The following is a 25617-nucleotide window of genomic DNA, read 5'->3' on the forward strand; positions in this document are numbered from 1 at the left end:
ACCAGCCCGGAGAACGTCCGGACATACCACGAAAGAGGCATCGCGTCCTCAGCCGACGGGGCCGCCGTGGACGTTCCGGGTCCCGGCCGCGCCGGTGAGGATGGCGTGCTGGAGGCGGCACAGCTCCTCGGAGGGCTCCAGCCCCAACTGGTCGTGCAGGGTGTCCCGCGCCGCCCGGAAGGCGCTCAGCGCCTCGCCGCGGCGTCCGGACCGGTTCAGCGCGTCGATGAGCCGGGCGTGGAACCCCTCGTGCAGGGGGTAGACGCTCACGAGGTCCCGGAGCTCGGGCAGGACCTCGCGGTGGAGCCCCAGCCGGAGGGCGGAGTCCACGCGCAGCTCCCTGACCCGTGTGTAGGTCTCGGTCAGGCGCGCCACGTGCCCGGCCAGGACGCGGCCGGGGCGGACGTCGGACAGGACCGGGCCCCGCCACAGGGAGAGCGCCTGCTCGGCCCGGTCCACCACCTCGTCGTGGCGGTGCTCGGCCCACAGGACCTGTGCCTGGCCGACCAGCTGCTGGAAGGCGAACAGGTCCAGCTCCTCCGGCGCCAGGTCCATGCGGTACCCCGACCCCCGGGTCAGCAGGACGCGGCGGGCCGTGTCGGCGCCGCAGGAGCGCTCCAGGGCGCCGCGCAGGTGGTAGACGTGCGTGCGGACCGTCTTGAGGGCCGTGGTCGGCGGCTCGCCGTCCCACAGCTCGTCCATCAGGGTGTCCACTCCCACCGTCTGGTTGGCGCGGACGAGGAGGAGCCCGAGGAGCCGGGCGACCTTGGGGCCCCGGCGGAGCGCCTCGCCCCCGCGGGACTCCAGCTCCAGGGGACCGAGGATCTTGAAGCGGGTCATCGCGTCTCTCCTTCTCGTTCGGGCCCCGGCCGCGCCCGGGGCGGGCCCCCGGGGGCCCGGGGCCGGGACCGCCCGGGGGCGGCCCGCGCTCGCCCCGCCCCGGCCCGGCACCGGGAAACCGTGGTCTGACCTGCGCTCACAGGGGAAATCTAGGACCGCCGGCGGGCGTCCACAAGCGGATTGTCCGCAAGGTGCCAGCCCTCTACCTCGAAGGAGGTACGGGAAGGGGGCGCGGCGGCGGGCCGGGGCGCGGGGCCGGGCGTCGAGGGGGAGGGGAGGGGCGGCGGAGGGGCGCCGCCCGGGGTCAGAAGCGCGGCTCGGCCTTCTTGCGGTGCGAGGGCAGGGCCCCGGTCTCCACGGCCTTGTTCACGGCGTCGATCCGCGAGACCGCGTCGAGCTTCTCGAAGATGTTGCGCATGTGCCGCTTGACGGTCCCCTCGGTGATGTCCAGGCTCCGGGCGATCTCCCGGTTGCTCATGGCCTCGGACACCAGCCTCAGGACCTCCACCTCGCGCGGGGTGAGCGTCGAGTCGGTCGCCGGCTGCCGGTGCCAGTTCGGGGAGGAGACGACGACCGTCGTGCGGTCGGGGTCGCGCAGCCCCCGGATGGCCGCGACCAGGGTCACCATGTCCACCGTCTTGTGCAGGTACCCGCGCACGCCGAGGGAGAGCAGGTCGCTCACGAGCGCCGAGTCGTCGTGCATGCTCAGGATGACCACGTGCGTGTCGGGCGCGTGGTGCAGCAGCTCCCGCACGGTGTGCCGGGGGTCGTGCTCCGGCATCTCCAGGTCGAGGAGGACGACGTCGGCGCGTGCGGCGACCACGGTCGGGACCAGGGAGCGGGCCGAGCCCACGCTGGCGACCACCTCCAGTCCGGGCTGGGCCCGTAACAGGTCGCAGAGGGCCTCGCGCAGCAGGTGGTGGTCGTCGACCACGGCGATCCGGATCATTGTGCGGACTCCGCTCCGATCGAGGGGGTGGTGATGGGGACGAGGATCATCGTGCGGGTCCCGTCCTCCGGGGAGCTGAGGAACCGGACCCGCCCGCCCAGGGCGGTGATGCGCTCGGAGAGGGAGGTCAGGCCGGTCGATGCGCCGTCCTCGGAGCCGCGGGCCAGCTGCGCCTCCACGTCGAACCCGGAGCCGTCGTCCGAGGCGATCGCCCGGACCTCGGTGCGGTCGAGGCGCACGGCGATGTGCACCTGGGCGGCCTCCGCGTGCCGCACGGAGTTGCGCAGGCACTCGCGTAGCACGAGGAACAGCTCGTCGAGGAAGTGCGGGGGCACCCACGACTCCTCGCCGGAGAAGTCCATCCGGACCTCGGGGACCGTCAGGTCGAGGGAGTCGGCGTAGGAGCGCAGGGCGGTCTCGAGCGACCCGGCGCGCTCGCTGCGGCGCTGGTCGGAGATGAGCACGCGGAGCTGCTGGTTGAGTTCGAGGAGCGCGCCCTTGAGGGCGCGCAGGCGCCCGTGGGCCTTCGCGTCGGGCTTGTGGGCGGAGAGCAGCTCGTACAGTTCCAGCTGGCGGTTGGCCAGGCTGACGGAACTGCCGAGGCGGTCGTGCAGCTCGCGGGCGAGGAAGCGCCGGAACTCCTGGTTGGCGGCCTGCTCCTGGCTCAGGAAGCGGGCGTTGGCACGGATCTGGGCGGCCTCCATGCGCAGGGTGGTCTCGTTCTGGGCGGTGACGAGCGCGGCCCGCACCCCGGCCGACGGGGCGTCGGGCGGCAGCGCGGCGGTGATCTCCTCGAAGAGGAAGCGGGCCGCCTGGCCGGTGTGGCGCGGGTGGATGGCCCAGGACTCCCCCTCCAGTTCGGCCCAGTAGGTCTCCGTCATCCGGTTGACGCGCTGGGAGGGGCGGCCGTGGTGGAGGCTCCAGGCGCTGTCGCGGATGACGGAGGCGGCCCACGCGGAGGCGTACGGCCAGGATTCCGGATCGGTCCTCAGCGGGTTGTGCTCCGCGAAGAGGCGGGTGGAGAGGCGTCCCACCAGTTCGGGGGTCCTTCTCAGAAAGGAATCGGCGTGGGAGTTCTCCGGGAAGGGCGGCAGAACGCCGTTCTCCCACTCGGGGAAGGCCGAATCCTTACCATGCATCGGATGGTCGTGTCCATTCATTGAGCGCGTCACGAGAGGACCTGTCGTGTAAGGGGACGTGAATGCGGTTCGGGGCCACGGATCCGGGCCCCGAGGACGACCGGTGGGAAGCTGTCCGGGCACGGCCCGGCGGAGGTCCTCACGTTCCTGTGCGTTCGCGCCACCCCCCGGTCAGGCGATTCCCGTCGGACCCCGGCGTGGGCAGCGCTTCCCCGGGCGCCGGTACGGAGTCCCACCCGATTTCTCCCGTGAAGGTCGTTTCTGGGAGGGTTCCGGGCGCGAATGTCCTGTTGGATCCGTTCGGGGTCCGCGCCCGCCTGGTTCGGGTTTGTGTTTCAGTAGCGTATGTGATGGCGGAGCGGGCGGAAAAGGTTCTCGCGGGCCGGTTCCGGTCAATGGCAGAAGTCGGAAGAATCGCAGGTCAGGGCACAATGTCGGACTTGTGGCTTAAGTCACTTATATCCGTGTTGCGGTGGGGCGTTCGGGGGAGGAGGGGCCGGCCCGGGCGGGCTCCGGGCCGTCCCCCGGCCGCAGCCCCTCAGCCGCGGCCGAAGGCGGACGCGAGGGCCGCCTCGAACCGGGCCACCCAGTCGGCGGGGCCGCCCTCCACCCACGGGCAGTCGCGGACGAAGTGCTCCCACTCGTGCGCCATGGAGTCCCCGCTGAAGCCCGCCCCCTCGCGCAGGCGCCGTTCGTCCAGGCCGTCGGCCGCCTCGCCCAGCTCCGCGCGCAGCAGCGGCAGGAGCAGTCCGCGGGAGGGTCTGCGGCGGTGGCGGTCGGGGGCTGCCCCGGCCGGGCCTCAGCGCGGGGCGAGGCCCTCGAAGAGGACCCGGACCACCTCGGCCAGGCTCTCCTCGACCTTCTCGGACGGGGCAGCGGCCTTGAGCGTGGCGAAACCGTGCAGGGCGGCGGAGACGGTCATGGCGACGGGCCAGGGGTCGCCCCCGGCGATCTCGCCGGCGGACTGGCCGTCGACGATGGGCCGCACCACCGTGTCGAGCAGGCGTTCCACGGCGGCGGACAGCTGCGCGGAGGAGCGGGGCTCGTGCTTGCGCGCGTACATCAGGTCGAGCAGCGCCGCGTTGTCGATCGCGAACCCCACGTAGGTCCGGGCCAGGGCCAGCACCCGGGCCCGGGCGCCGTCCTCCCCGACGGAGGCCAGGGCGTGTTCGAGGCGTCCGGTGAGGCGGTCGAACCCGGTGAGCGCCAGCGCGTCGAGGAGGGCCTGCTTGTCCTTGAAGTGGCGGCCGGGCGCGGCGTGGCTCACCCCCGCCTCACGGGCGAGCTCGCGCAGGGACAGCGCGGACGGCCCGCGTTCGGCGAGCGCGCGCTCGGCGTTGGCGATCAGTGCGGCGCGCAGATCTCCGTGGTGGTAGGGGCGGTCGGCCATGCCACCCAGCATAAACGGAGGTGCCGACGCCCCCCCATTGTTGTCATTGACAACTTGTTGGGGGCTCGCCTACCGTGGCGGGATGGACACCTCACAGGTCACCATCCCCGACCTCTCCGGCCGCACCGCGGTCGTCACCGGAGCCAACAGCGGGCTGGGGGTCGAGACCACGCGCATGCTGGTCGCGGCGGGGGCCCGCGTCGTCATGGCGGTGCGGGACGAGGTCAAGGGCCGGGCCGCGGCGGACGGCGTCGGCGGCGACACCGAGGTGCGCCGGCTCGACCTCGCCGACCTGGCGTCCGTGCGGGAGTTCGCCGACCGCTGGGAGGGCGACCTCCACCTCCTCATCAACAACGCGGGCATCATGGCGGTCGCGCAGGGAACCACCAGGGACGGCTTCGAGCTCCAGTTCGGCACCAACCACCTCGGCCACTTCGCCCTCACGAACCTCCTCCTGGAGCACATCACCGGCCGGGTCGTCACCCTCTCGTCGGGGCTGCACCGCAGCGCGCCGGGCATCGACTTCGACGACGTCAACCTGGAGCGCGGCTACACCCCCTACCGGGCCTACAACCAGTCCAAGCTCGCGAACCTGCTGTTCACGCTGGAGCTCCAGCGCCGCCTGGAGGACGCCGGCTCCCCGGTGCTGTCCACGGCCGCCCACCCCGGCTACGCGGCGACCGGCCTCCAGAGCCACGGCGCCAACCCGGTCTCCCGCGCCCTCCTGCTCCTGGGCAACCGGGTCCTCGCCCAGAGCCCCGCCCACGGCGCGCTGCCCACGATCTTCGCCGCCACCCAGGACGTGCCGGGCGCGGCCTTCGCCGGACCCAAGTCCATGGGCGGGCTGCGCGGCGCCCCCGCGCTCTCCAGCCGGAGCGAGGCCGCCTGGGACGGGCGCGCCGCCAAGCGGCTCTGGGCGCTGTCGGAGGAGCTGACCGGGGTCACGTTCCCGCTCCGGCCGAAGGACCGCGGCTGAGCGGACCGCGCGGGGCGCGGGACCGGTCCCGCGCACGGAGGGTCCCGCCGAACCCGGCGGGACCCTCCGTCGTCCGCGGCCCCGCTACGGGGTGAGCACCAGCTCGTCGACGGCGGCCTCCCGCACCGCCTCCTCGCTGACGACGAACGGCAGGGTCCCGCCCTCGCTCCACGGCTCCAGCTGGTCGTCGTAGTGGGGGTGGAAGGCGTGGCCGGAGTTCCCGGTGAGGTGGATCCACGTGGACGCGTCCCGGTCGGACAGGTCCACCACCATCCGCATCGACGGCACCGCGGTGATGCCGTAGCCCTCGGCGTCGTTCCAGCCGGTGGCGTTCACGATGCCGGAGCCGCCGGAGCTCTCCACCGGGCCCCGGTTGAACAGCCACTCGACCGGTCCGATCCCCGACGTGCCGAACGACTCGTGGGTCGCCGTGAGGGTGTGCAGGTCGCCCCAGCGCCAGTCGGCGGGCTCGTCGCCCAGCAGCTCCGTCAGCTCCGCCGCGGCGGCGTCCATCGCGGCGGCCAGCACCTCGTCGCGCCCGCTCGCCTCCGCGCCCCGCCACCAGTCCGAGTCGGGGTCGTCGAGCAGGCCGCCCACCACGTACATCCCGCGCGAGTTCCCGCTCATCGCGTACGGCTCCAGCTCGTCGAACAGCAGGGGGAGCAGGTGCCGCCAGGTGGCCTGGTAGAACGCGGCCCCGGCCGAGTCCGTGTCGGTGAACAGGTCCCAGTCGCGCAGCTGCTCCTGGGCCCGGGCGGCGACGCCGTCCACCTCGGCCTCCAGCAGGTGCGGGACGACGTCGACGGCCCCGCCGTGGTACGAGTCCATGTGGATGTCCGACATGTCCTGGCCGTCGACCGGTCCGTCCGCGAGGGCCGCGTCCAGCAGGTCGTTGATCCGCTGGGAGCGGTAGCCGTAGTCCCAGTCGTCGGTGAGCATGTGCTCGTAGTCGGCGTCCACACCCGACTGGTTCGCGGTGACGATGAAGCCCGACTCGGGGTTGTACACGCTCGGCAGCTCGTCGAAGGGGACGTAGTCCTCCCAGTCGTAGTCCGAGTCCCACCCGGGGGCGGGGTAGCGGCCGTCGCCCCTGCCGCGGACCGGCACCGCGCCGGGAGCCTGGTAGCCGATGTTGCCCTCGTTGTCGGCGTAGACGAGGTTCTGCGCGGGGACGTCGAACTGGCTCGCGGCCTCACGGAAGTCCTCCCAGTCGCGGGCCCGGTTGAGGGTGAAGATCGCGTCCGCCGTGGTCCCCGGGCTCAGCGCGGTCCACTGGAGGGACACCGCGTACTCGCCGCCGTCCGCGCCCTCCGCCCCGGCGTTCTCCGCGACGGCGGCCAGCCCCTCGCCCACGGCGGTGTCGGACATCAGCGGACCGTGGTGGGTGGAGCGGACGACGATGTCGACGTCGTCCCCGCCGGCGACCCGGATGGTCTCCTCCCGGGTCTCCAACGGCAGGGTCTCGCCGTCGACCACGTAGCCGTCGCCGTCGATCTCCTCGACGAACAGGTCCATGACGTCGGGGTTGAGGTTGGTGAACCCCCACGCGATCGACTCGTTCTGCCCGATCACCACGCCGGGCAGCCCGGAGAAGCTGAACCCGCTGACGTCGAACGGGCAGGCGTCGGTGATCTCGGTGCAGTGCAGCCCGATCTGGTACCAGGTGGACGGCATCGACGCGCCCAGGTGGGGGTCGTTGGCCAGCAGCGGGAGGCCGCTCTCGGTGTGCTCGCCGCCGACGACCCACGAGTTGGAGCCCAGGTCGGGGCTGGTGCTGGGGCCGAGCATGCGCGGCAGCGACGCGGCGGCGTCCGCCACCCCGGTCAGGGCCGGGACGACGCCCTCGGGGAGTTCGGGGGCGCGGCGCTCGTCGCCCTCCGGCGGACCGTCCCCGGCCTCGCCCCCCTCGCCCGGGACGATGTGCTCGTCGGTGTCCGTGATGGGCTCGTGCTCCTCGAACGGGTAGGCCGGGTAGAGCTCCTCGACCTGCTCCTCGGTGAGCCCCGCGTCGAGGAGCTGGGCGCGCTCGGTCTCCTCCTGCATGTTGCCGCCCAGGTCCCAGGCCATGGCCTTGAGCCAGGCGAGGCTGTCGACGGGGCTCCACTCCTCGATGTCGTGCCCCCCGTTGAGCACGGCCAGGAGGCCGTACTCCAGGCTCGCCGCCGCGCCGTCGTGCCCGTCCAGCCACGCGTTGACGCCGTCGGCGTAGGAGTCGAGGTAGCCCCGCGTCTCGGGGGTCAGGAGCTCGTACTCCTGCTCGGCGACGTGCCGCCAGCCCATGGTGCGCAGGTAGGCGTCGGTGTCCACCTGGTCGGGGCCGAACAGCTCGGCGGTGCGGCCCGCCGTGACGTGGCGGCGGAAGTCCATCTCCCAGAACCGGTCCTGGGCGTGGGTGAACCCCTGCGCCATGAAGAGGTCGCGGGTGTTGTCGGCGTAGACGTGCGCGACGCCGTTGCCGTCGCGCAGCACGGTGACCTGTGACTCCAGCCCCGGGAGGGCGAGCTCGCCCGAGGTCTCGGGGAAGGATCTCCGGACGGTCCAGACCCCGAGGAGCGCGGCGACGAGCACCAGGGCCGTCACGGTCGCCAGAAAGCCCAGAAGTACACGAACAAGCACACGCTTACGCATTACACCCATGGCGGAACCCTAGAGTGCCCGAGGTCACAGTCTCTAGTGATCGGAGTGGGTGGGCCCAAGTTGTTACCAACCGGTACGCCCGGCTCGGCGGCCGGCCGGCGCGCTCCGGCCCCGCCTCGGGCCGGGGCGCGGGCCGCCCCGGCCCAAGGGTCGGGGTCAGGAGCCGAGCACCTCCGCCAGGCGCTCGGCGACCATCGGGACGCTGTAGTAGTCCATGCGGAAGGACGCGGCGCCGAGGGTGAACACCCGGCCCTCCTCCCAGGCGGGGACGTTCTCCAGGGTGGGGGAGACCTCCAGGTAGTCCTCGATCTCCTGGCCCTGCGTGTTGACGAACAGCAGTGTGGCGTCGCCGAAGTCCGAGGCGCGCTCGGCCGACAGCTCGACGATGTCGCCGCGCTCCCCGCCCTGGCCGCCCGGGGCCGTGACGTCGTCGGGCAGTTCGTGGACGGTGAGCCCGAGGTCGGCGGCCAGGCGCCCCTGCGCGGACTCCTCGGTGAACACGTTGAACCCGTGCGGGGTGCCGGTCAGGATGACGACGTCGTGCGCGGTGTCCAGGTCCGCGGAGGCGTCCTCGACCAGCGCCCCGTACTCGGCGGCGATCTCCTCGGCCCGGTCCTGGCGCGCGAAGGTCTCGGCGTACTGGTCGGTGGTGTCGAGCCAGGCCGTGTCGGACTCGCCGTGCACGACGGTGGGGGCGATCCCGGAGAGCTGCTCGTACAGCTCCTCGGGGACGGTGTCGGCGCCGAACCCGTTGCCGACGATGAGGTCGGGCTCCGCGGCGGCGACCGCCTCCAGGCCGACCTCCGGGCCGGGCAGGGGCTCGACGCCCCGCTCGTCGGCGGTCCGCGCCCACTGGGCGAAGAAACCCTTGTCGTCGGTGAGGGCGGAGGTGCCCGCGACGCCCGACGCGACCACGGGGACGTCGAGGCTCAGGAGGAGGGGCGTGCTGGTGACGCTGACCGAGACGACCCTCTCGGGTTCCGCGGGGATCTCGGTGTCTCCGTAGAGGTGGGTGACGGTGCGGGTCTCCCCCTCGTCGGCGGGGGGCGCCGCGGTGTCCCCGGCGCCGCAGCCCGTGAGGAGGAGGACGAGGGCCGCGGCGGCCGCGCCGGTGGTTAGGGTGGCGGAGACAGGTGCTTGCTTCATGACAAGAATAGTTAGGTATGGCTATCCTAAATGTCAATCCGGTAGAGTGCGAGGAACGATGACCACGTCACGGCCGTCCCCCCGAAGCACCCCTCCGGCCCGCAAGGACACCGGGGTCCCGTCCGCCCGCGCGGCGGGCGAGGCCCTGTTCCGCGTGGCCCAGCGCCTGGAGCGGCTGCTCGGCGGGCTGGCGGCGGAGCACGGCCTCACCGTGTTCCAGGCGCGTGCCCTGCGGGCCCTGCACGACACCTCGTCGCAGGGCGCGCTGGCCCGGCAGCTCGGCTGCACGGCCTCGCGCGTGTCGATCGTCACGGGCGAACTGGAGGCGCGCGGGCTCGTGCGCAGGGTCGCCGCGGTCAGCGACCGGCGCATGCGCGTGGCCCGCCCCACGGAGGAGGGCAGCCGCGTGGTCGACGCGATCGGGGCGGGGCTGAACGCCCGGTCGCCGCTCTCGACGGTCCTCTCCGAGGACCAGGTGGTCGCCCTGTACGAGCTGCTCGCCGAGGTCGAGGCCGCCCCCGAGGACTGACGTCCGCCGCCGTCCGGCCCGTCCCGGGCCCGTTCCCGGCCCTGCCTGCCCCGGGAACGGGTCCGGTCCGCCCCGGCGTCCGGGCCCCGCACGCCTCCGTCCGCCCCGCACTCCCCGCCCACGACACGAGAAGCCGGAGAGGCCGAACCGCCCATGCCGCAGCCCGCCACATACACGATCCCCCCGCGCCTCAAGCGCACCCTCCGCCCCGAACGGGTCGCCACACCCGGCGTGGACGAGGCCGCCCGCGACCCCGAGGCGTTCTGGCGCGGTGCGGAGGCGGGGGGCACCCCCGTGGTGGGCGCGGACGACGGCACGGGCCACCGCACGGTGACCTTCCTGTGGCGGGGCGGGGACGAACTCGCCGACGTCGTCCTCGTCGCGAACAAGATCGCCGACGCCGACTCCTACGAGCACAACCGCATGGAGCGTGTCCCCGGCACCGACGTGTGGCACCTGACCTACCGGATGCGCGACGACTGGCGGGCCTCCTACACGGTCGCCCCCGTGCCCGCCGACGGCGCGCCCGCGCCCGAGGGGGCCCTGTCCGCGATGACCCGGCTGCGGCGCGAGCGCGCCCTCGCCGTCGCCGACCCGGAGGACCGCCCCGCCGTCGCCCGCTGGTTCGACGCCCTGGCCCACGCCGTCCCCGACCCCCTCGCCCGGGAGCGCCTGGACGCCACCGCGTCGGTGGTCTCCCTGCCCGGCGCCCCGCCCGAGCTGTGGCGTCCCGCCGGCGGGCGGGGCCCCTGCGCCCGCACCGAGGGGGAGGACCCGGCGGCGGTCGGCACGGTGACCGCGGCGCGACTCACCGGCGCCACGCTGGGCAACACCCGTACCGTGTGGGTCCACCGGCCCGCCCAGGCCCCGCCGGACGGGCGCCCCTGGCCGGTCGTCGTCCTCCTGGACGGGCAGGACTGGCAGGCGCTGCCCCTGGCCCCGCTCCTCGACGGGTTGACCGCCGACGCGACCCTGCCCCCGGCCCTGACCGTGATGGTCGACTCCCTGGACCCCGCCACCCGGACGCGTGAGCTGGCCTGCGACGACGACTTCGTGGACTTCCTCGGGCGCGAGCTCCTGCCCTGGCTCGGCGAACGCCACGACATCACCGCCGACCCCGGGCGCACCCTCGTCGCCGGTCAGAGCCTGGGCGGCCTCACCGCCCTCTACGCGGCCCACCGCGCACCGCACCGGTTCGGCCGGGTCCTGTCCCAGTCGGGCTCGTTCTGGTGGCCGAACGTCGCCGTGGCCGGTGGGGAGAGCGAGCGCATGGCGCGCCTGGTCGCCGGGGCGGACACCGTCCCCGGCCGGGTCCACCTCAGCGCGGGCCTCAACGAGTGGGCCCTGCTCGGCGCCAACAGGCGCCTGCGCGACGCCCTGGCGGAGCGCGCGGCCGAGCTGGGCCGGGACCCCGGATCGGTGGTGCTCACCGAGTACAACGGCGGCCACGACCGCGCCTGCTGGCGGGCCGGGCTGCCGGACGGGCTGGTCTTCCTCACCTCCGACTGGGAGCGCCGGGGGCGGTGACCGGGGACGGCCGTGTGCCCCGGACGGCGTGCAGGGTTCGACCCGTGCGCCGGCGCGAGCCGCGCACCACGCCGCCGTTCCCGGCGCGGAACCTCCCGGCCCGGGCCGCGTGCAGGGTTCGACCCGTGCGCCGGGCCCGGACCGCGCGGGACGGGCGCCGGCCCCGTGCCCGCCCCGGCTCCCCCGAACCGGGTCAGATCCGGACGCCCGCCCCGGCGGCCTCGCGGCGCAGCCGCGCCACGACCTCGCCCGCCGGGTCGTCCGAGGCCCGCCGGAACCCCTGGCCCGCCCAGAGGGCCATCCCCCCGGTGTCCCCGGCCCCGGCCGCGGCGGCGCGCAGCGGCTTGGTCATGTGGTGCACGTCCGGGTAGGCGTAGGGCCTCTCCGGGTGCTCGGTGATGAACCGGTTGACCAGCCCCCGCGCCGGTCGCCCCGTGAACGCCCAGGTCAACGCGGTCCGGTCGAAGGCGGGGTCGGCGAGCGCCGCCTTGTGCGCCGGGTTGGCCCCGCTCTCCGGACAGCGCAGGAACGCGGTCCCCAGCTGCGCCGCCGACGCACCCGCGCCGAGGACGCGGGCGATCCCCTCCCCGGTCATGAGGCCGCCCGCGGCGATCACCGGCACGTCCACCGCCGCGACCACGTCGGCCACGAGGTCGAGCAGCGGCCGGTCCCCGCCGCGGACCGGGTCGAACGACGCCCGGTGCCCGCCCGCCTCCAGGCCCTGCGCGCACACCCCGTCGGCGCCGCGCTCCACGGCGGTCCGCGCCTCCTCGGCCGTGGTCACCGTGACCACGGTGGCGGTGCCCGCGGCGCGCAGTCGGTCGAGGACGGCGGCGTCGGGGCAGCCGAACGTGAACCCGGCCAGCGGGACCGCGGCCTCGACCAGCAGGTCGATCTTGGCCTCCCACGCGTCGTCGTCGTGGACCGGTGCGCCGACGGCCGCCCCCTGGCGCCCGGACTCGGCCTCCAGCCGCAGCCGGTGGGCCCGGACCACGTCCGGGTCGGAGGGAGGGCCGGGCACGAACACGTTCACCCCGAAGGCCGCGGCGCCCGCCTCGCGCACCCGCCGGATCCGGTCGCGGACCGCGTCGGGCGACAGGTAGCCGGCGGCGAGGTGTCCGATCCCGCCCGCGCGGTCCACGGCCGCCGCCAGGGCGGGGGTGGAGCCGCCGCCCGCCATGGGCGCCTGGACGAGCGGGCGCTCCCGCAGTAGTTCCGCCAGACTCATGTGTCCCTCACTTCTCCCGGTTCCCGGTCCTCCCGGACGTCGGAGAAATGCTATCGACCGGTGAATTCGGGGCCTCGCGGACGTCCGGTGTCCGGAGCGGCGCATTTCCGGGGAAGGTGTCCGGGGTCACAACAATGTTTTTCGAGGGGGTTCCCGCGCCGCGGCCGGGAACGGTGGTGCGACGCCTCTTCCACGGCCGTCCGCGGCGCGCTCCCCGGACGGCCCCGGCCCTCTCCGGGGACCGGGACGCCGTCGGGTCACCCGTGCGGACCGTCCGCCTCCGGGGCGGGCTCCGCCCCTTCGGCGGGCCGCGCGCCCCCGGCGTGCCGCGCCGGGGGCGGAACGGTCCGGGCCGACACGGCCGACGCCACCGCCAGGAGCACGCCGACCGAGGCCAGCGCCGTCGTCGCCCGGGGCAGGCCGAACAGCTCCCACAGCCACCCGAACGACAGCGTGGTCGCCATGACGAAGGCCCCGGCGACCATCGCCAGCATCGAGAACATGGTGTTGCGGTTGGCGTCGGTGAACATCGTCTGCTGCCACACGCCCGTCAGCACGCCCGCCAGCCCGATCAGGAACTCGCCCGCGACGAGGCCGGTCCACAGGGGCACGGCGCCGTACGCGGCCAGGGCCACGGGCGCGCCCACCAGGGTCGCGCACGCCGGGCCCCACAGCCGGGGATCCCGCAGGTCCAGGAACTTCGCGCACAGGGCCCCCGCCGTCAGGGCCGCCGTCATCACGAGCAGCATCAGCCCGTTGAGCCGCACGTCGTCGCCGTGCGCGGCCACCAGCATCGGCTGCCAGGACACCACCAGGAGGGCGGTGCCCACGGCCATCGACGCCGTCAGCGCCACCAGGGGCAGGAACCGGGCGCCCGCCACCAGTGCGGCCGACTCGGCGACGATGGCGAGGACCCGGCGCCCCGGCTGACCCGGCGACGGGGGGAAGCACACCGGGCCGAGCGCCGCCAGCAGGACGAGGAGGCCCCCGCCCGCGGCGACCAGCAGGTCGGCGGGCAGCCAGGCGCCCGCCACCATGACCGAGGCGGACCCCAGGACCGCGCCGCTCCGCCTCGCCACCTGTTCGTACCGGACCGTCCGCGCGATCCGGGCGGCCCGGTCCCGGCCGCCGATCCGGTTGACCACGAGAGCGGTGGGCGTCCCCGAGTACAGGTGGTACCCGAGCGCCCACAGGCCCAGGCCCAGCGCCGTCGTGGCGAGCGCGTCGGCGAGTCCGAACGCCGCGAACCCCGCACCCCACAGGGCCAGTCCCGCCACCATGAGCCGGCGGTGCCCGTAGCGGTCGCCGAGCGCCCCGCTCGGCGCCTCGACGACCAGGCCGACCAGGTGCGCCGCGGCGAGCACCGAGCCCAGGAGCCACGGCTCCACCCCGCGCTCCAGGAGGACCGTGACGAAGACCGCGCCGAAAAGGAAATCGGCCACGGCCGCGGCCAGGACGAAAAAGGAGAAACGGCGGAGGAGGGAGTTCTCCCGTAACGGCGCGGCGGTCATGGAAGGTGCTTTCCTGGCGGGGTGAGTCGTTCCCGTGCGTGAATTCCGGTCAAACTAACACGCGTCCACCACGTCAGCCAGTTGTTTTATCCGCAGCCTTTTCCTGTGGGAAACCGGCCAGAGCGTCCGAGAGGGCCCCCGCCAGGACCGGGACGCCCGGGTGCGTGCTCCCGCGCGGCCACACCAGCCCCATCGACGACTCGGGGAGCCCGCTGACCGGCACGAACACGATGTCCTCCCGGCCGTGGTGCCGTGCGGTGGACCCGCACAGCAGCATCGCGCCCCGGCCGGCGGCGACCAGCGACAACCCCTCCTGGAGCGTGTCCACCCCGGACTCGTGCCGGATCGTCCGCCCGAGCGGGGTGACGGTCGGGGAGTGCACGCGCAGCCAGTAGTCGGGCGCGTTCCGGACCGGGACGAGCGGCACCCGCGCCATGTCCTCCACGCCCACCCGGGACCGCGAGGCCAGCTGGTGGTCCGCGGGGAGCACGAGCCGCTGCGGCTGCCGGGAGAACTCCGGCCCCACCACCAGGTCCCTCTCGCGCACGGGGAGGAGCACGACGGCGGCGTCGACCTCGCCCTCGCGCAGCGGCCCGAACGGGTCGGAGAGCGTGATCTCCACGATGTCCACCCGGGAGTCGGGGTCCCGCTCCTCGAACACCCGGACGGCCGTGGCCACCGGACCGTTCACCGAGCCCTGGAAGCCGAGGCGCAACCGGCGCCGCCCGTCCCGGGCGCGCTCGCGGGCCCCGTCCACCACCGCCGCGAGGGTGCGGTAGGCGGGCCCCAGCGCGGCGAGGAACTCCTCGCCGAACGGCGTGAGCGACACGCGGCGGCTCGTCCGGTCGACCAGGGGCGCGCCGACCCGGTTCTCCAGCGAGCGCAGCAACTGGCTCACCCTGCTCTGTGACACGAACAGCCGCTCGCCCGCGTGGCCGAAGTGCAGCTCCTCGGCCAGGACCAGGAAGCACTCCAGCTCCCGGATCTCGATGCCCTTCAACCGGCCCCGCCCCCGCTCGTGTGCGCGCCGCCGTGGCGCCGGTCACGTCCCGGGGCCGCGCACCGGGATCGATGAACCCCCCTCATGGAAGCATGAGCGGTTCGCCGTTGTTCCGGCCGCCTCCCGGGTCTTGGCTGGTGCCCATGAGCACCGCGCGTACCGGGGACAACCCCGAGGGGCAGCGTCACGAGCCCTCACCACCCGTCCCGTCCGACCGGGGCCGCCCGGCGCCCCCGCCTCCGGCCTCCCCGGCCCGGGGGTGGGCGGCGGTCGCCGCCGTGGCCGCCGCGACCTTCACCGTCGTCACCTCCGAGATGCTGCCGGTGGGCCTGCTGACGCCGATGGGGGACTCCCTGGGCGTCACCGGAGGCACCGCGGGGCTCACCCTGACGATCACCGGCCTGGTGGCGGCGGCCTCCGCCCCCTTCGTCCCGGCGGCGGTCGCCCGCGCTGACCGCCGCACGGCGCTCGTGGGGTTCCTGCTGCTGCTCTGCGCCGCGAACCTGGTGTCCGCCCTCGCGCCGGACTTCGCGGTGATGGTCGCCGCCAGGGTCCTGGTGGGCGTCGGCATGGGCGGGGTCTGGGCGCTGGCCGCGCCGCTCGCCCCGCGGCTGGTGCCCGGCGGGTCGGTCGGCGCGGCCACGACCGTGATCTTCGCCGGTATCGCGGTCGCGTCCGTCCTGGGGGTGCCCGTCGGCGCGTTCGTCGGCGCCCTGGCCGGGTGGCGGGCGGCCTTCGCGGCGTTCGCGGGCCTGGCCCTGCTGGTGGCGGTCGCCCTGGCGCTCCTCCTCCCCGCGCTCCCCCCGGAGGGGGCGGCGAGGTCCGGGGGCGCGGCGGGCCTGTTCCGCGACCCCCGTGTGGTCACCGCTCTCCTGGTCACCGGGTTGCTGGTGACCGGCCACTTCGCCGCCTACACCTACGTCCGGCCGGTCCTGGCCGACACGGCGGGCCTCGGAGCCGGGCTCGTCGGCACGATGCTGCTCGTCTACGGGGTCGCCGGCGTGCTCGGCAACTTCGCGGCGGGTCCCCGGGCCGCACGGTCGCCCCGTGCCACCGTCGCGGTGATCGCGGCCCTGCTGGCCGGATCGGTGCTGCTCGTGCCGCTCCTCGGCGGGGGCGTCATGGCGGCCGGTGCGCTGGTGGCCGTGTGGGGGCTGGCCTACGGGGGAGTGTCGGTGAGCGTCCAGTCCTGGCTGATGGCCTCGGCGCAGGGGGAGCGCGAGACCGCCTCCGGGGTCTTCGTCGGGGTCTTCAACGCGAGCATCGCGCTGGGCGCGTTCGCGGGCGGGCGCGTCCTCGACGCGGCCGGGACCGCGCCGGTGACCTGGCTGGCCGGGGCCCTGGCCCTGGGAGCCCTGGTGGCCGCCCTGGCTGGCCGGGCGCCGTCGAACCCCGGCTGAGAGGCGGGGCCCGGCCCCGCCGGGGGCCGCCCGGGGCCCCGGGCTCCTCGGTCGCGGGCCCTCGGCCACGGGGTCCCGGCCCGGCCGGTCCGACCTGCCGGGACCACCCGGGGAGGCCACCGGATACGCTCGGCGCGACAAGCAGTTTCGCCGGGAGGGAACCACCATGACAGCGACCGCCGTCGTCACCGGAGCCAGCAGCGGGATCGGGGCCGCCACCGCGCGCGGACTGGCGGCGGAGGGCTACGAGGTGGTCCTCGTGGCCCGCCGCGCGGACCGCGTCGAGGCGCTGGCCGACGAACTGGTCAAGGAGGGCCACAGCGCCCGCGCCCACGTCCTCGACGTCACCGACCGCCCGGCGGTGGACGCCTTCGCGGAGTCCCTGGACTCGTGCGACGTGCTGGTGAACAACGCGGGCGGCGCCATCGGGACCGAGACCGTCGCGACCGCAGACCCCGCCGACTGGCGGACCATGTACGAGGTCAACGTCATCGGCGTCCTCAACATGACGCAGGCGCTGCTGCCCAAGCTCATCGCCGGTGGCGACGGGACCGTTCTGGTGGTGTCCTCGGTGGCCGGGCACGTGGCCTACGAGGGCGGCGGCGGGTACGTGGCGGCCAAGCACGGGGCCCACTCCGTCGCCGCCACGCTGCGGCTGGAGCTGTGCGGGGAGCCGGTCCGGGTGCTGGAGGTCGCCCCCGGGATGGTCATGACCGAGGAGTTCTCCCTCAACCGGCTGCGGGGGGACGCAGACAGGGCCGCGGCGGTCTACGAGGGCGTGCCCGACCCGCTCAGCGCGGAGGACGTCGCGGACACCATCGTGTGGGCGATCACCCGGCCCCCGCACGTGAACATCGACCTCATGGTGGTGCGCCCCCGTGCCCAGGCAGCCCAGCACAAGGTCCACCGTGTGAAGGGCTGACCCGGCGACCGCTGCGGTCCGTCCCCCGTCAGGAGGCCGGGCCGCAGCGGGGCCGGGCCGGGGCCTTGATGTCAACCAATGTTGAGGTTCTACGGTGGGGGCCTCGCCCGATCCTCCTCGGAAGGCCCCCGCCATGACGACGCAGAACCCCTCCGACGCCGGACTCGCCGCCCAGCCGGCCGCGTACTGGACGGGGGTCGCCTACGAGTCCCTCATCGCGTTCACCCGCGCGCGCCAGGCCGAACTCGGCTACACCCAGCCCCAGTTCTGGCTGCTGCGCAACCTGTCGGAGAACGACCTGTCGCCCGACGGACGGGGGAGGACCGTTCCCGAGCTGCGCGAGGCCATGGCCTCCTACCTCAGGCCCGAGGACGATCTCGCGGCGGAGTCGGAGCCGCTGCTCGGGCGCGGCTGGCTGACCCGCGACGGCGAGGGGCGGCTGTGGATCACGGAGGCGGGGGAGGAGGCCCGCGTCGGCCTCAAGCGGAACGCCCCGGCGATCCGCGACGCGATCCACGAAGGCATCGACGACGCCGACTACGTCACCGCGCTCAAGGTGCTCCGGCGGATGATCCGCAACACCGGGGGCGAGGTCTGACCCCCGGGTTCCACCGTGCCGTCCCTGGTGCGCCCGGCGGGGCGATGGGGCATCATCGGATTCCGTGGGCCGGCCGGGCCCGAGGCTTCCGCCGACGTCATGCTGTTCTTCGCCGTTCGAGGCTTTTCGAGTTCGGTGTCCGACTCCCGACAAGTCGGAGAAATGGCTGCTCGCCGCAGATGGGACGCCAGGTCATCGACTGTGCTCCCCGCGCACGCGGGGATGGACCCGGCAGCGATTCCTTGCCGTCCAGGACGTCGGCGTGCTCCCCGCGCACGCGGGGATGGACCCGCCTTGCTGTTGTCCTCTTCGAGCGCGAGCATGTGCTCCCCGCGCACGCGGGATGGACCAGGCTCCAGCTGATCGCACGCCAGCACGGAGCAGTGCTCCCCGCCACGCGGGGATGGGACACCGGCTGCAAGGGAACGGGAGAGAAGTGACAGCTGACCTCGACGCCCTCCACTCCGCCCTGGTGGAACGCCTCGACACCCCCGAGGCGATCCGCGCCGCGTTCGCCGCCCACCCCCGGCACCGCTTCATCCCCGACATGGTCTGGCCCGACGCGACCGGCCTCCCCCTGTACCGGACCGCGGACCCCGACAGGTGGGCGCGACTGGTCTACGGCACCGACGCGGTCACCACCCAGGCCAACGACGGCGGGGGCGGCCCGCGCAACGAACCGACCTCGTCCTCCTCCGCACCCCAGGTCATGGCGGACATGCTCACCGCCGCCGGAGTGGGCGAGGGGGCGCGGGTACTGGAGATCGGCACCGGCACCGGCTGGAACGCCGCGATCCTCTCCTCCCTGGTGGGGGAGAAGGGCGCGGTGACCAGCGTCGAGATCGACCCCGGGGTCGCCGCCCTGGCGAGGGAACGGCTCACCGGGACCGGAGTCACCGTGCGCACCGGCGCCGAGCCGCCCACGGGCGAGGTCTACGACGCGGTCGTCGCCACCTGCGCGGCGACCCGCATACCGCAATCCTGGCTCACCGCCGCCGCCGACGGGGCGGTGCTCGTGCTCCCCTGGAGCCCGCACCCGGCCGCGCACAGCACACCGATCGCCGCCCTGACGGTGCGCGGGCGGCGCGGGGCGGGGCCGTTCGTGCGCGAGGCGGCGTTCATGCGCGACCGCACGCAGCGTCCGGGCGACCTCCCCTTCCCCGGACTCGGGCGACCGCCGGCACAGGCCCCCGGCTTCCCGGTCGGTTCGGGTGAGCTCATCGGCTCGGGAACGCTGACCCGGCTCATGCTCATGCTGCCCGGCGTGCGCCTGGGCACCGGGGTACGCCCCTTCCGGGGCGGCCACGGCCGGATCGTGTGGACGGGCGCCGGACCGGCGTGGGCGTACGTGTGGCCGGACGGCACCGTGACCGGCGGCGGCGACCGCGACCTGGGCGCAGAACTGGCGGACGCCTACCGGCGGCTCCGGGAAGCCGGTCTTCCCCCGTTGGACGCCTTCACCCTGGACGCCGACGCCGGACGGGACTTCCACCGGGTGTCGTGCGAGGCGGTCGGCCGCCACTGGGACCACCCCGTCGCGCCCTGACGGAGTCCGACCGGGACGCGGGCGGGGGCCAGGTCAGAAGACGGGGCCGACGGCGGCGGCGTCCGGGTCGGCGGCCTGGCACTCGGCGCAGTCGCAGTAGTTGGTCATCGACATGGAACGGCACCGGGTGCAGATCTTCCGCTTCGCCCCGGGGGCGTCGTGCTTCCAGTCGTGGTGCCCACGCCGACAGATCCCGGAGGGGCGGAGGGCGGTGTCGTCACGCGAGGAGTCCATGGCGCAACCGTAGCCCCGGCGGAAGGGCGCGGCCAGGGCGAACCGGCCCTCTCCGGCGCGGCACCGCCGGACACCCGGGGGCATCCCGGACACCCCGGACAGGCCGGAGCCCGGCACCGCCTCGCGACGGTGCCGGGCTCCGGGTTCCCGACCCGGGTCAGGCGTCCAGGTCGGTGGCCAGCATCTCCACCAGTTCGTCCAGGACCTTGTCGGAGGTCTCGGACTCCTCGGCGGCGAGGGTCACGGTCTCGCCGTGCTTCGCGCCCATCGCCATCACCGCGAGCACGCTGCGCGCGTCCACCGGGTCGCCGCCCTCGCGGGCGACGGTGACGGGCAGGCCGGACGCGTTGACGGCCTGGACGAACAGGGAGGCCGGGCGTGCGTGCAGGCCTTGGGGCGAGCCGATGGCCACGGTGCGCTGGGGCATGTCAGTCCTCGGGGAGTAGTCGTCGGCCGGGGGAGGGCCCGGCCTGTTCACGGTTTCGGAACGTCAGAGCTGGTCGACGGGCGACAGGGGGTCGGGGTCGGCGACCACGGTGATCGAGTCGGAGGCCACGTCCCCGGGGGAGGGGACGGTCGTTCCGGGCAGGGACACCGCGGCGGTGCCCCAGGCCACGGCGTGCCGCAGCCGCTCGACGGGGGAGCCGCCCGCGCCCAGGAACCCGGCGAGGGAGCAGTCGCCCGCGCCGACCGTGCTGCGCGTGCGGACCTCGGGGCCGCGCGCCCACCACGTGTTCTCGGGGTCCACGAGTATCGCACCGTGGCCCCCCAGCGTCACCAGGGCGGAGCGGTTGCCCCACTCCAGGACCTCGCGTGCGGCGCCGACGACGTCGCCGACCGTCGGCAGCTCCCGCCCGATGAGCCCGGCCAGCTCCTCGTGGTTGGGTTTGAGCAGCGCCACCGACCCGGCGCGGGCCGCCGCCTCCAGGGGCTTGCCCGAGGTGTCCAGGGCCAGCGCCACCCCGTAGGAGGCGGCGAGTTCGGCCACGCGCACGTACAGGTCGTCGGGCGCGCCGGCCGGGAGGCTTCCGCTCGCCACCACCCACTCCGGACCGGCGGACAGCTCGTCCTCCAGGGCGGCCAGGAGCGCGTCGGTCTCACCGGGGGTCAGGGTGGGGCCGGGGGCGTTGAGCTTGGTGGTGGTGCCGTCGGTCTCGGTCACGGCGACGTTGGCCCGGGTCTCCCCGGCGATGGGGACGGTGACGCAGGGCAGGTCGCCGAGCAGGGTGACGAGTTCGGCGCCGCCGCCTCCGCCCACGGGGAGGACGGCCCTCGTGGGGACGCCCGCCACGCGCAGGGCCCGTGCGACGTTGACGCCCTTGCCGCCCGCCTGTGCACGGGTGGCGGACACCCGCAGGACCTCGCCGCGTATGAGGCGCTCGACCTCCAGGGTGTGGTCCACGCTCGGATTGGGGGTGAGGGTCAGGATCATCGGTTCTCTCTTCGAGGTGTCCGCGCCCAGCCCGGCCCGGATGTGGGACTGCCTTTGATTATGTGTGTTTGTCTGTGTATGTCAACACTATTGTGTCCGGGTTTCCGGTTCGGAGGCGGGGGCGTGGGGTCCGATGTGTGGTTCGCGGGCCGGGCGCCTCCGGGGGTGCTCAGATGTTCACGCTCCGCTCTCCCTGGTCAGGCTGCCCGATCGGCGCGCTCCGGGCAGGGGTCTTCGGCGAGATTGCTGGGATATTGGGTAGGGGTACCCCTTGTGTGTCCCAGGCAACACGATTAAACTCAACGAAAACCACACCGAAACACAGGTGATCCAACATGTACGCGGAAGAGCGCCAGAAGGTGATCCTCGAGCGCGCCCGCCGTGACGGCCGGGTCGACGTGACGGGGCTCGCCGCGGAGTTCGACGTGACCTACGAGACCATCCGTCGCGACCTCACGGCGCTGGAGCGCCACGGTGTGCTGCGCAGGGTCCACGGTGGCGCGATCCCCGTCGAGCGGCTGGGCTTCGAGCCCACGCTCAATGTGCGCGACTCCGTGATGACAGAGGAGAAGGAGCGCATCGCCAAGGCCGCCCTGGCCGAACTCCCCGACGAGGGCGCGATCCTGCTCGACGCCGGCTCCACCACGGGACGCCTCGCCGAACAGCTTCCCGCCGACCGGGAGCTCACCGTCGTCACCAACTCCCTGTCCATAGCGCTGACGCTCACTCCGCGCACCAACATCAACCTCATGCTGCTCGGCGGCCGACTGCGCACACGCACGCAGGCGACCGTCGACGCCTGGGCACTGAGGTCCCTCGCCGAGTCCTACGTGGACGTGGCCTTCATCGCCAGCAACGGCGTCTCCGTCGAACGCGGGCTCACCACTCCCGATCCCGCGGAGGCCGAGGTCAAGCGCGCCATGATCAAGTCCGCACGGCGCTCGGTGCTCCTCGCCGACCACACCAAGGTCGGCAACGACCACTTCGCCCGCTTCGCCGCGGTCGAGGACCTCGACCTGGTCATCACCGACACCGGGCTCGCCACAGGGCTCGCCGAAGAACTGGAGGCCTCCGGACCCCGCGTCCAGGTGGTCTGACCAGACCGGGCGCCCGGCAAGGCGCCGGGGACGACGGTTCACCGTCCTGAACCGGCAGCCCCGCCCCTCCCGGGCGCCCCACCCCGTCACCTTCTCCCCACACCGGCGCGGCAGACCGCCCGTCGAACCTCCCAGGAGGTCCCCCATGTCCACACAGCAGAGCAGCGGCAGACTCACCGCGGTGCGCTCCGGCGTCCAGCGCTTCGGCGGGTTCCTTGCCAGCATGGTGATGCCCAACATCGGCGCGTTCATCGCCTGGGGCATCATCACCGCCCTGTTCATCCCCGACGGCTGGCTGCCCAACGAGTACCTGGGCCAGCTCGTCGACCCGATGATCAAGTTCCTGCTCCCGCTGCTGATCGCCTACACCGGTGGAACCCTGGTGTACGCGCAGCGGGGCGGCGTCGTCGGCGCGGCCGCCACCATGGGCGTCATCGTCTCCGCCGACATCCCCATGTTCCTGGGCGCGATGGCCATGGGCCCGCTCGCCGCCTTCCTCATGAAGCAGTTCGACCGGGTCGTCCAGCCGCGCATCAAGGCCGGCTTCGAGATGCTGGTCAACAACTTCAGCGCGGGCATCCTCGCCGCGCTCCTGGCGATCCTCGGCGCCTACGTCATCGGCCCGGTCGTCCGCACCATCGCCGACGCCCTGGGCGCGGGCGTGCAGTTCCTCATCGACATGAGCCTGCTGCCGCTGGTGTCGATCATCGTCGAGCCCGCCAAGGTCCTCTTCCTCAACAACGCCATCAACCACGGCGTCTTCACCCCGCTGGGCTCGGCCCGCGCGCTCGCCGAGGGCAGCGCCATCGAGTTCCTCATCGAGGCCAACCCCGGCCCCGGTCTGGGCATCCTCCTGGCCTGCATGCTCTTCGGCCCGAAGGTCAGCCGCGCCACCGCGCCCGGCGCGATCGTCATCCACCTCTTCGGCGGCATCCACGAGATCTACTTCCCGTACATCCTCGCCCAGCCGAAGCTGATCCTCGCCGTGATCGGCGGCGGCATGTCCGGTGTCGCGACCTTCATGGTCATGGACGCCGGGCTCGTCTCGGCCGCGTCGCCCGGCAGCATCATCGCCCTCATGGCCGTCACCCCGCCCGGAGGCCACCTCGGCGTCCTCGCCGGTGTCGTCGCCGCCACCATCGTCTCGTTCGTCCTCGCCTCGCTCCTGCTCGGCTTCGGCCGCTCCGAGCGGAAGGCGGAGAAGGAGGAGAAGGCCAAGCAGGCCGCTGCAGAGAACCAGGAGACCACAGCATGAGCAGCATCCAGGGGTCGGACATCAAGAAGGTCGTCGTCGCCTGCGACGCCGGCATGGGGAGCAGCGTCCTGCTGACCTCCCAGCTGAAGAAGACCCTCTCGCCCCACGGCGTGACCGTCGAGCACTCCGCGGTGGACCGCATCCCGGACACCGCCGACGTCGTCCTGTGCCAGGCGGGCCTGGTCGCGCGTGCGAAGACCCGGGTGCCCGACACCGTCGTGGTCGGCTTCCAGATGTTCCTGGGCGACCCCGCCTTCGCGCGTCTGGAGCAGGCCATCCGGAACGGGGAGACCCTTGCCGACTGACCTCGCCCTGACCGCCGACGCGGTGAGCCTGGGCCGTGTCGCCGCCGACAAGGCCGACGCCATCGACCAGTGCGGTGCGCTCCTGGTCGAGCTGGGCTCCGTCGAACCGGGCTACGTGGCCGCCATGCACGAACGCGAGGCGTCCGTCCCCACCTTCGTGGGCGAGGGCGTGGCGATCCCGCACGGCACCGACGCCGGGCGGGCCCTGGTCAAGGAGACCGCGCTGGCCGTCCTCCAGTTCCCCGACGGGGTCGACTGGGACGGGCCCACCGTGTACGTGGCCATCGGCATCGCCGCCTCCGGGGAGGAGCACCTGGGTGTGCTCTCGTCCCTGGCGGGGGTCCTCACCGACCCGGAGAAGGCGGCGCGCCTGCGCTCCGCCGCCACCCCGGACGAGGTCATCGACCTGCTCGGCCCCGGCCGGAGCGGTTGAGCGGCCCCACCCACGAGGCCCCCCGCGCCGGCCCACCGGCCGGTCAGTCCACCACTTCACCCGCCGGGCCGCGACCCGGCCCGGCGGGGCACCACCAGAAAGGCCCGAACATGCTCGTCGCCCGCTTCTACGCGCCCGGTGACATCCGACTGGAGCAGGCCCCCGAGCCGACCGCCGGACCCGGACAGCTCAAGATCGCCGTCGCCAACTGCTCCACCTGCGGCACGGACGTGAAGATCTCCAGGCACGGCCACCACCACATCCGTCCGCCCCGCGTGATCGGCCACGAGATCGCCGGGCGCATCGTGGAGGTGGGCGAGGGCGTCAGCGGCTGGGCCGAGGGCGACCGCGTCCAGGTCATCGCGGCCATCCCCTGCGGGACCTGCGTCGAGTGCGCCGACGGCCGCTTCACGGTGTGCTCCAACCAGGAGTCGATGGGCTACCACTACGACGGCGGCTTCGCCGAGTACATGATCATCCCCGAGTCGGTCCTGGCCGTGGACGGGGTCAACCGGGTGCCCGAGAACATCGACCTCGCGGAGGCCTCCGTCGCCGAGCCGCTCGCCTGCGTGCTCAACGGCCAGGAGATCGCCGGGGTCGGCGAGGGCGACACGGTCGTCGTCATGGGCGCCGGCCCGATCGGCTGCCTGCACGTCCGGCTGGCCCGCGCCAAGGGCGCCGCGAAGGTGTTCCTCGTGGACATCAACCGCGGCCGCCTCGACATGTCCGCGAACATCGTCCAGCCGGACGCCACCATCTGCGGCGAGGAGGTCGACGCGGTCGAGACGGTCCTCGAACTGACCGGGGGCCGGGGCGCCGACGTGGTCATCACCGCCGCCGCCTCCGGGCGCGCCCAGGAGGACGCCCTGCGCATGGTGTCGCGCAGCGGCCGGATCAGCTTCTTCGGCGGCCTGCCCAAGGACGCGCCGATCATCCAGCTGGACTCCAACCTGGTGCACTACCGGGAGATCTCCATCTTCGGGGCCAACGGCTCCAGCCCGGAGCACAACCGCCGCGCCCTGGAGCTGATCTCGTCCGGCGCCGTCCCCGTGGCCGACCTGATCACCGAGCGCATGGCCCTGTCGGACGTGCACAAGGCCATCGAGACGGTCGCCTCCGGCACCGCCATCAAGGTCACCATCCAGCCGTAGGCCGTGTACGGGCGCGGACCCGGGACGGAGGCGGTGACGGGCCTCCGCCCCGGGGCCGGGCCGCCGGGCGCCGCCCCGGCGGGGTTGTCCACAGCCCCTACCGGGCGCGGCCGTTCCGGGGTTTGCTTGATACAGGGGGGCCGAAGGCCCGTCCGGCGCCGTGCTGCCCGGCAGCCGCCGCCCCGGCGGAGCGCCCCGGCCCCCGGCCCCCGATCCCCGACCTCCTCCCCGGCCCCTCCGGTGCCCTGACCCCGCACCGGCCCGGCCGGCCCGCACCGCCCCAACCAGCCAGTCCGGCCCGCACCGCCCGGACCAGCCGACCCGACCCGCACCACCCCGACCGACCCCCACCAGCCCAGCCCGGCCCAAGCC

The 25617-nt window shown here is 73.9% G+C and carries 24 protein-coding genes; 12 read left to right on the forward strand and 12 right to left on the reverse strand.

The window, feature by feature from the left end; all coding sequences use genetic code 11:
* Positions 1–48: 48 nt before the first annotated feature.
* From ACIRPH_RS18225 to ACIRPH_RS18240, 4 genes are all read right to left on the reverse strand, one after another.
* Positions 49–840, reverse strand: a complete 792-nt coding sequence (locus ACIRPH_RS18225; protein WP_402915759.1) for a BTAD domain-containing putative transcriptional regulator — start codon at positions 838–840, stop codon at positions 49–51.
* Positions 841–1144: 304 nt separating this feature from the next.
* On the reverse strand, positions 1145–1789 hold the full coding sequence (locus ACIRPH_RS18230) for a response regulator transcription factor (RefSeq protein WP_402915761.1): 645 nt from the start codon (positions 1787–1789) through the stop codon (positions 1145–1147).
* Positions 1786–2928, reverse strand: a complete 1143-nt coding sequence (locus ACIRPH_RS18235) for a sensor histidine kinase (RefSeq protein WP_402915763.1) — start codon at positions 2926–2928, stop codon at positions 1786–1788. The genes ACIRPH_RS18230 and ACIRPH_RS18235 overlap by 4 nt, the downstream gene beginning before the upstream one ends.
* A gap of 799 nt (positions 2929–3727) precedes the next feature.
* Positions 3728–4318 carry a TetR/AcrR family transcriptional regulator gene (locus ACIRPH_RS18240; RefSeq protein ID WP_402915765.1) on the reverse strand — a complete coding sequence of 197 codons (591 nt, stop codon included), beginning with the start codon at positions 4316–4318 and terminating at the stop codon, positions 3728–3730.
* An 82-nt stretch (positions 4319–4400) separates the two neighbouring features.
* Between ACIRPH_RS18240 and ACIRPH_RS18245 the strand changes: the two genes are divergently transcribed.
* The gene (locus ACIRPH_RS18245) at positions 4401–5294 is read left to right on the forward strand and encodes an oxidoreductase (RefSeq protein WP_402915767.1); all 894 of its coding nucleotides are present in this window, start codon (positions 4401–4403) and stop codon (positions 5292–5294) included.
* An 84-nt stretch (positions 5295–5378) separates the two neighbouring features.
* On the opposite strand, the gene ACIRPH_RS18250 is transcribed toward ACIRPH_RS18245, so the two are convergent.
* Positions 5379–7922 carry a penicillin acylase family protein gene (locus tag ACIRPH_RS18250; RefSeq protein ID WP_402916019.1) on the reverse strand — a complete coding sequence of 848 codons (2544 nt, stop codon included), beginning with the start codon at positions 7920–7922 and terminating at the stop codon, positions 5379–5381.
* Between the two features lie 165 nt (positions 7923–8087).
* Positions 8088–9077 carry a Fe2+-enterobactin ABC transporter substrate-binding protein gene (gene fepB, locus ACIRPH_RS18255; protein ID WP_402915769.1) on the reverse strand — a complete coding sequence of 330 codons (990 nt, stop codon included), beginning with the start codon at positions 9075–9077 and terminating at the stop codon, positions 8088–8090.
* Positions 9078–9135: 58 nt separating this feature from the next.
* On the opposite strand from fepB, the gene ACIRPH_RS18260 reads away from it, so the two are divergent.
* A complete protein-coding gene (locus ACIRPH_RS18260) occupies positions 9136–9606 on the forward strand; it encodes a MarR family winged helix-turn-helix transcriptional regulator (RefSeq protein ID WP_402915771.1) in 471 nt (156 codons plus the stop codon).
* A gap of 153 nt (positions 9607–9759) precedes the next feature.
* Entirely contained in the window at positions 9760–11133 is a 1374-nt protein-coding gene (gene fes, locus ACIRPH_RS18265; protein ID WP_402915773.1) for an enterochelin esterase, read from the forward strand.
* 193 nt (positions 11134–11326) lie between these two features.
* Here fes and ACIRPH_RS18270 read toward each other — a convergent pair whose 3' ends face one another.
* From ACIRPH_RS18270 to ACIRPH_RS18280, 3 genes are all read right to left on the reverse strand, one after another.
* A complete protein-coding gene (locus tag ACIRPH_RS18270; protein ID WP_402915775.1) occupies positions 11327–12361 on the reverse strand; it encodes a nitronate monooxygenase in 1035 nt (344 codons plus the stop codon).
* A 257-nt stretch (positions 12362–12618) separates the two neighbouring features.
* Positions 12619–13872: an MFS transporter gene (locus tag ACIRPH_RS18275; RefSeq protein WP_402915777.1), complete on the reverse strand. Its 1254-nt coding sequence runs from the start codon at positions 13870–13872 to the stop codon at positions 12619–12621.
* Between the two features lie 73 nt (positions 13873–13945).
* Positions 13946–14872, reverse strand: a complete 927-nt coding sequence (locus ACIRPH_RS18280) for a LysR family transcriptional regulator (RefSeq protein ID WP_402915778.1) — start codon at positions 14870–14872, stop codon at positions 13946–13948.
* A 143-nt stretch (positions 14873–15015) separates the two neighbouring features.
* On the opposite strand from ACIRPH_RS18280, the gene ACIRPH_RS18285 reads away from it, so the two are divergent.
* The 4 genes from ACIRPH_RS18285 to ACIRPH_RS18300 all read left to right on the forward strand — a co-directional run bounded on the left by ACIRPH_RS18285 (position 15016) and on the right by ACIRPH_RS18300 (position 19338).
* The gene (locus ACIRPH_RS18285) at positions 15016–16272 is read left to right on the forward strand and encodes an MFS transporter (RefSeq protein ID WP_402915780.1); all 1257 of its coding nucleotides are present in this window, start codon (positions 15016–15018) and stop codon (positions 16270–16272) included.
* A gap of 166 nt (positions 16273–16438) precedes the next feature.
* Positions 16439–17194, forward strand: coding sequence for an SDR family NAD(P)-dependent oxidoreductase (locus ACIRPH_RS18290; protein WP_402915782.1), 756 nt, complete (start codon positions 16439–16441; stop codon positions 17192–17194).
* A gap of 133 nt (positions 17195–17327) precedes the next feature.
* Positions 17328–17792 carry a MarR family transcriptional regulator gene (locus ACIRPH_RS18295; protein WP_402915784.1) on the forward strand — a complete coding sequence of 155 codons (465 nt, stop codon included), beginning with the start codon at positions 17328–17330 and terminating at the stop codon, positions 17790–17792.
* 436 nt (positions 17793–18228) lie between these two features.
* Entirely contained in the window at positions 18229–19338 is a 1110-nt protein-coding gene (locus ACIRPH_RS18300) for a protein-L-isoaspartate(D-aspartate) O-methyltransferase (protein WP_402915786.1), read from the forward strand.
* Between the two features lie 33 nt (positions 19339–19371).
* Here ACIRPH_RS18300 and ACIRPH_RS18305 read toward each other — a convergent pair whose 3' ends face one another.
* The 3 genes from ACIRPH_RS18305 to pfkB form a co-directional block, all read right to left on the reverse strand.
* The gene (locus tag ACIRPH_RS18305; RefSeq protein ID WP_402915788.1) at positions 19372–19572 is read right to left on the reverse strand and encodes a hypothetical protein; all 201 of its coding nucleotides are present in this window, start codon (positions 19570–19572) and stop codon (positions 19372–19374) included.
* Positions 19573–19729: 157 nt separating this feature from the next.
* Positions 19730–19999, reverse strand: coding sequence for an HPr family phosphocarrier protein (locus ACIRPH_RS18310; RefSeq protein ID WP_267947899.1), 270 nt, complete (start codon positions 19997–19999; stop codon positions 19730–19732).
* Positions 20000–20062: 63 nt separating this feature from the next.
* Positions 20063–21004, reverse strand: coding sequence for a 1-phosphofructokinase (gene pfkB / locus ACIRPH_RS18315; protein WP_402915790.1), 942 nt, complete (start codon positions 21002–21004; stop codon positions 20063–20065).
* 335 nt (positions 21005–21339) lie between these two features.
* Here pfkB and ACIRPH_RS18320 point away from each other — a divergent pair, with 335 nt between their 5' ends.
* From ACIRPH_RS18320 to ACIRPH_RS18340, 5 genes are all read left to right on the forward strand, one after another.
* Positions 21340–22101, forward strand: a complete 762-nt coding sequence (locus ACIRPH_RS18320; protein WP_267947901.1) for a DeoR/GlpR family DNA-binding transcription regulator — start codon at positions 21340–21342, stop codon at positions 22099–22101.
* A gap of 145 nt (positions 22102–22246) precedes the next feature.
* On the forward strand, positions 22247–23356 hold the full coding sequence (gene mtlA / locus ACIRPH_RS18325) for a mannitol-specific PTS transporter subunit IIC (protein ID WP_402915793.1): 1110 nt from the start codon (positions 22247–22249) through the stop codon (positions 23354–23356).
* Positions 23353–23661 (forward strand): PTS lactose transporter subunit IIB, encoded by a 309-nt coding sequence (locus ACIRPH_RS18330; protein ID WP_267947903.1) that lies wholly within the window; start codon positions 23353–23355, stop codon positions 23659–23661. The genes mtlA and ACIRPH_RS18330 overlap by 4 nt, the downstream gene beginning before the upstream one ends.
* On the forward strand, positions 23651–24094 hold the full coding sequence (locus ACIRPH_RS18335; RefSeq protein ID WP_402915795.1) for a PTS sugar transporter subunit IIA: 444 nt from the start codon (positions 23651–23653) through the stop codon (positions 24092–24094). Before ACIRPH_RS18330 ends, ACIRPH_RS18335 begins: the two co-directional genes overlap by 11 nt.
* Positions 24095–24204: 110 nt before the next feature.
* Positions 24205–25245 (forward strand): zinc-dependent dehydrogenase, encoded by a 1041-nt coding sequence (locus ACIRPH_RS18340; protein ID WP_402915797.1) that lies wholly within the window; start codon positions 24205–24207, stop codon positions 25243–25245.
* The last annotated feature ends 372 nt before the right edge of the window (positions 25246–25617 follow it).

Source organism: Nocardiopsis sp. NPDC101807 (genome assembly GCF_044766605.1).
In the GTDB taxonomy this organism is placed as follows: domain Bacteria; phylum Actinomycetota; class Actinomycetes; order Streptosporangiales; family Streptosporangiaceae; genus Nocardiopsis; species Nocardiopsis tropica.

Excerpts from the sequence above, each read along its gene's own strand:
- ACIRPH_RS18290 (WP_402915782.1), top strand. The coding sequence starts at position 16,439 with ATGACAGCGACCGCCGTCGTCACCGGAGCCAGCAGCGGGATCGGGGCC.
- ACIRPH_RS18230 (WP_402915761.1), bottom strand. The coding sequence starts at position 1,789 with ATGATCCGGATCGCCGTGGTCGACGACCACCACCTGCTGCGCGAGGCC.
- ACIRPH_RS18340 (WP_402915797.1), top strand. The coding sequence starts at position 24,205 with ATGCTCGTCGCCCGCTTCTACGCGCCCGGTGACATCCGACTGGAGCAG.
- fepB (WP_402915769.1), bottom strand. The coding sequence starts at position 9,077 with ATGAAGCAAGCACCTGTCTCCGCCACCCTAACCACCGGCGCGGCCGCC.
- ACIRPH_RS18240 (WP_402915765.1), bottom strand. The coding sequence starts at position 4,318 with ATGGCCGACCGCCCCTACCACCACGGAGATCTGCGCGCCGCACTGATC.
- ACIRPH_RS18225 (WP_402915759.1), bottom strand. The coding sequence starts at position 840 with ATGACCCGCTTCAAGATCCTCGGTCCCCTGGAGCTGGAGTCCCGCGGG.
- ACIRPH_RS18295 (WP_402915784.1), top strand. The coding sequence starts at position 17,328 with ATGACGACGCAGAACCCCTCCGACGCCGGACTCGCCGCCCAGCCGGCC.
- ACIRPH_RS18235 (WP_402915763.1), bottom strand. The coding sequence starts at position 2,928 with ATGCATGGTAAGGATTCGGCCTTCCCCGAGTGGGAGAACGGCGTTCTG.
- ACIRPH_RS18245 (WP_402915767.1), top strand. The coding sequence starts at position 4,401 with ATGGACACCTCACAGGTCACCATCCCCGACCTCTCCGGCCGCACCGCG.
- ACIRPH_RS18285 (WP_402915780.1), top strand. The coding sequence starts at position 15,016 with ATGAGCACCGCGCGTACCGGGGACAACCCCGAGGGGCAGCGTCACGAG.
- ACIRPH_RS18310 (WP_267947899.1), bottom strand. The coding sequence starts at position 19,999 with ATGCCCCAGCGCACCGTGGCCATCGGCTCGCCCCAAGGCCTGCACGCA.
- pfkB (WP_402915790.1), bottom strand. The coding sequence starts at position 21,004 with ATGATCCTGACCCTCACCCCCAATCCGAGCGTGGACCACACCCTGGAG.
- ACIRPH_RS18250 (WP_402916019.1), bottom strand. The coding sequence starts at position 7,922 with ATGCGTAAGCGTGTGCTTGTTCGTGTACTTCTGGGCTTTCTGGCGACC.
- ACIRPH_RS18330 (WP_267947903.1), top strand. The coding sequence starts at position 23,353 with ATGAGCAGCATCCAGGGGTCGGACATCAAGAAGGTCGTCGTCGCCTGC.
- mtlA (WP_402915793.1), top strand. The coding sequence starts at position 22,247 with ATGTCCACACAGCAGAGCAGCGGCAGACTCACCGCGGTGCGCTCCGGC.
- ACIRPH_RS18275 (WP_402915777.1), bottom strand. The coding sequence starts at position 13,872 with ATGACCGCCGCGCCGTTACGGGAGAACTCCCTCCTCCGCCGTTTCTCC.
- ACIRPH_RS18270 (WP_402915775.1), bottom strand. The coding sequence starts at position 12,361 with ATGAGTCTGGCGGAACTACTGCGGGAGCGCCCGCTCGTCCAGGCGCCC.
- ACIRPH_RS18305 (WP_402915788.1), bottom strand. The coding sequence starts at position 19,572 with ATGGACTCCTCGCGTGACGACACCGCCCTCCGCCCCTCCGGGATCTGT.
- ACIRPH_RS18260 (WP_402915771.1), top strand. The coding sequence starts at position 9,136 with ATGACCACGTCACGGCCGTCCCCCCGAAGCACCCCTCCGGCCCGCAAG.
- ACIRPH_RS18320 (WP_267947901.1), top strand. The coding sequence starts at position 21,340 with ATGTACGCGGAAGAGCGCCAGAAGGTGATCCTCGAGCGCGCCCGCCGT.
- fes (WP_402915773.1), top strand. The coding sequence starts at position 9,760 with ATGCCGCAGCCCGCCACATACACGATCCCCCCGCGCCTCAAGCGCACC.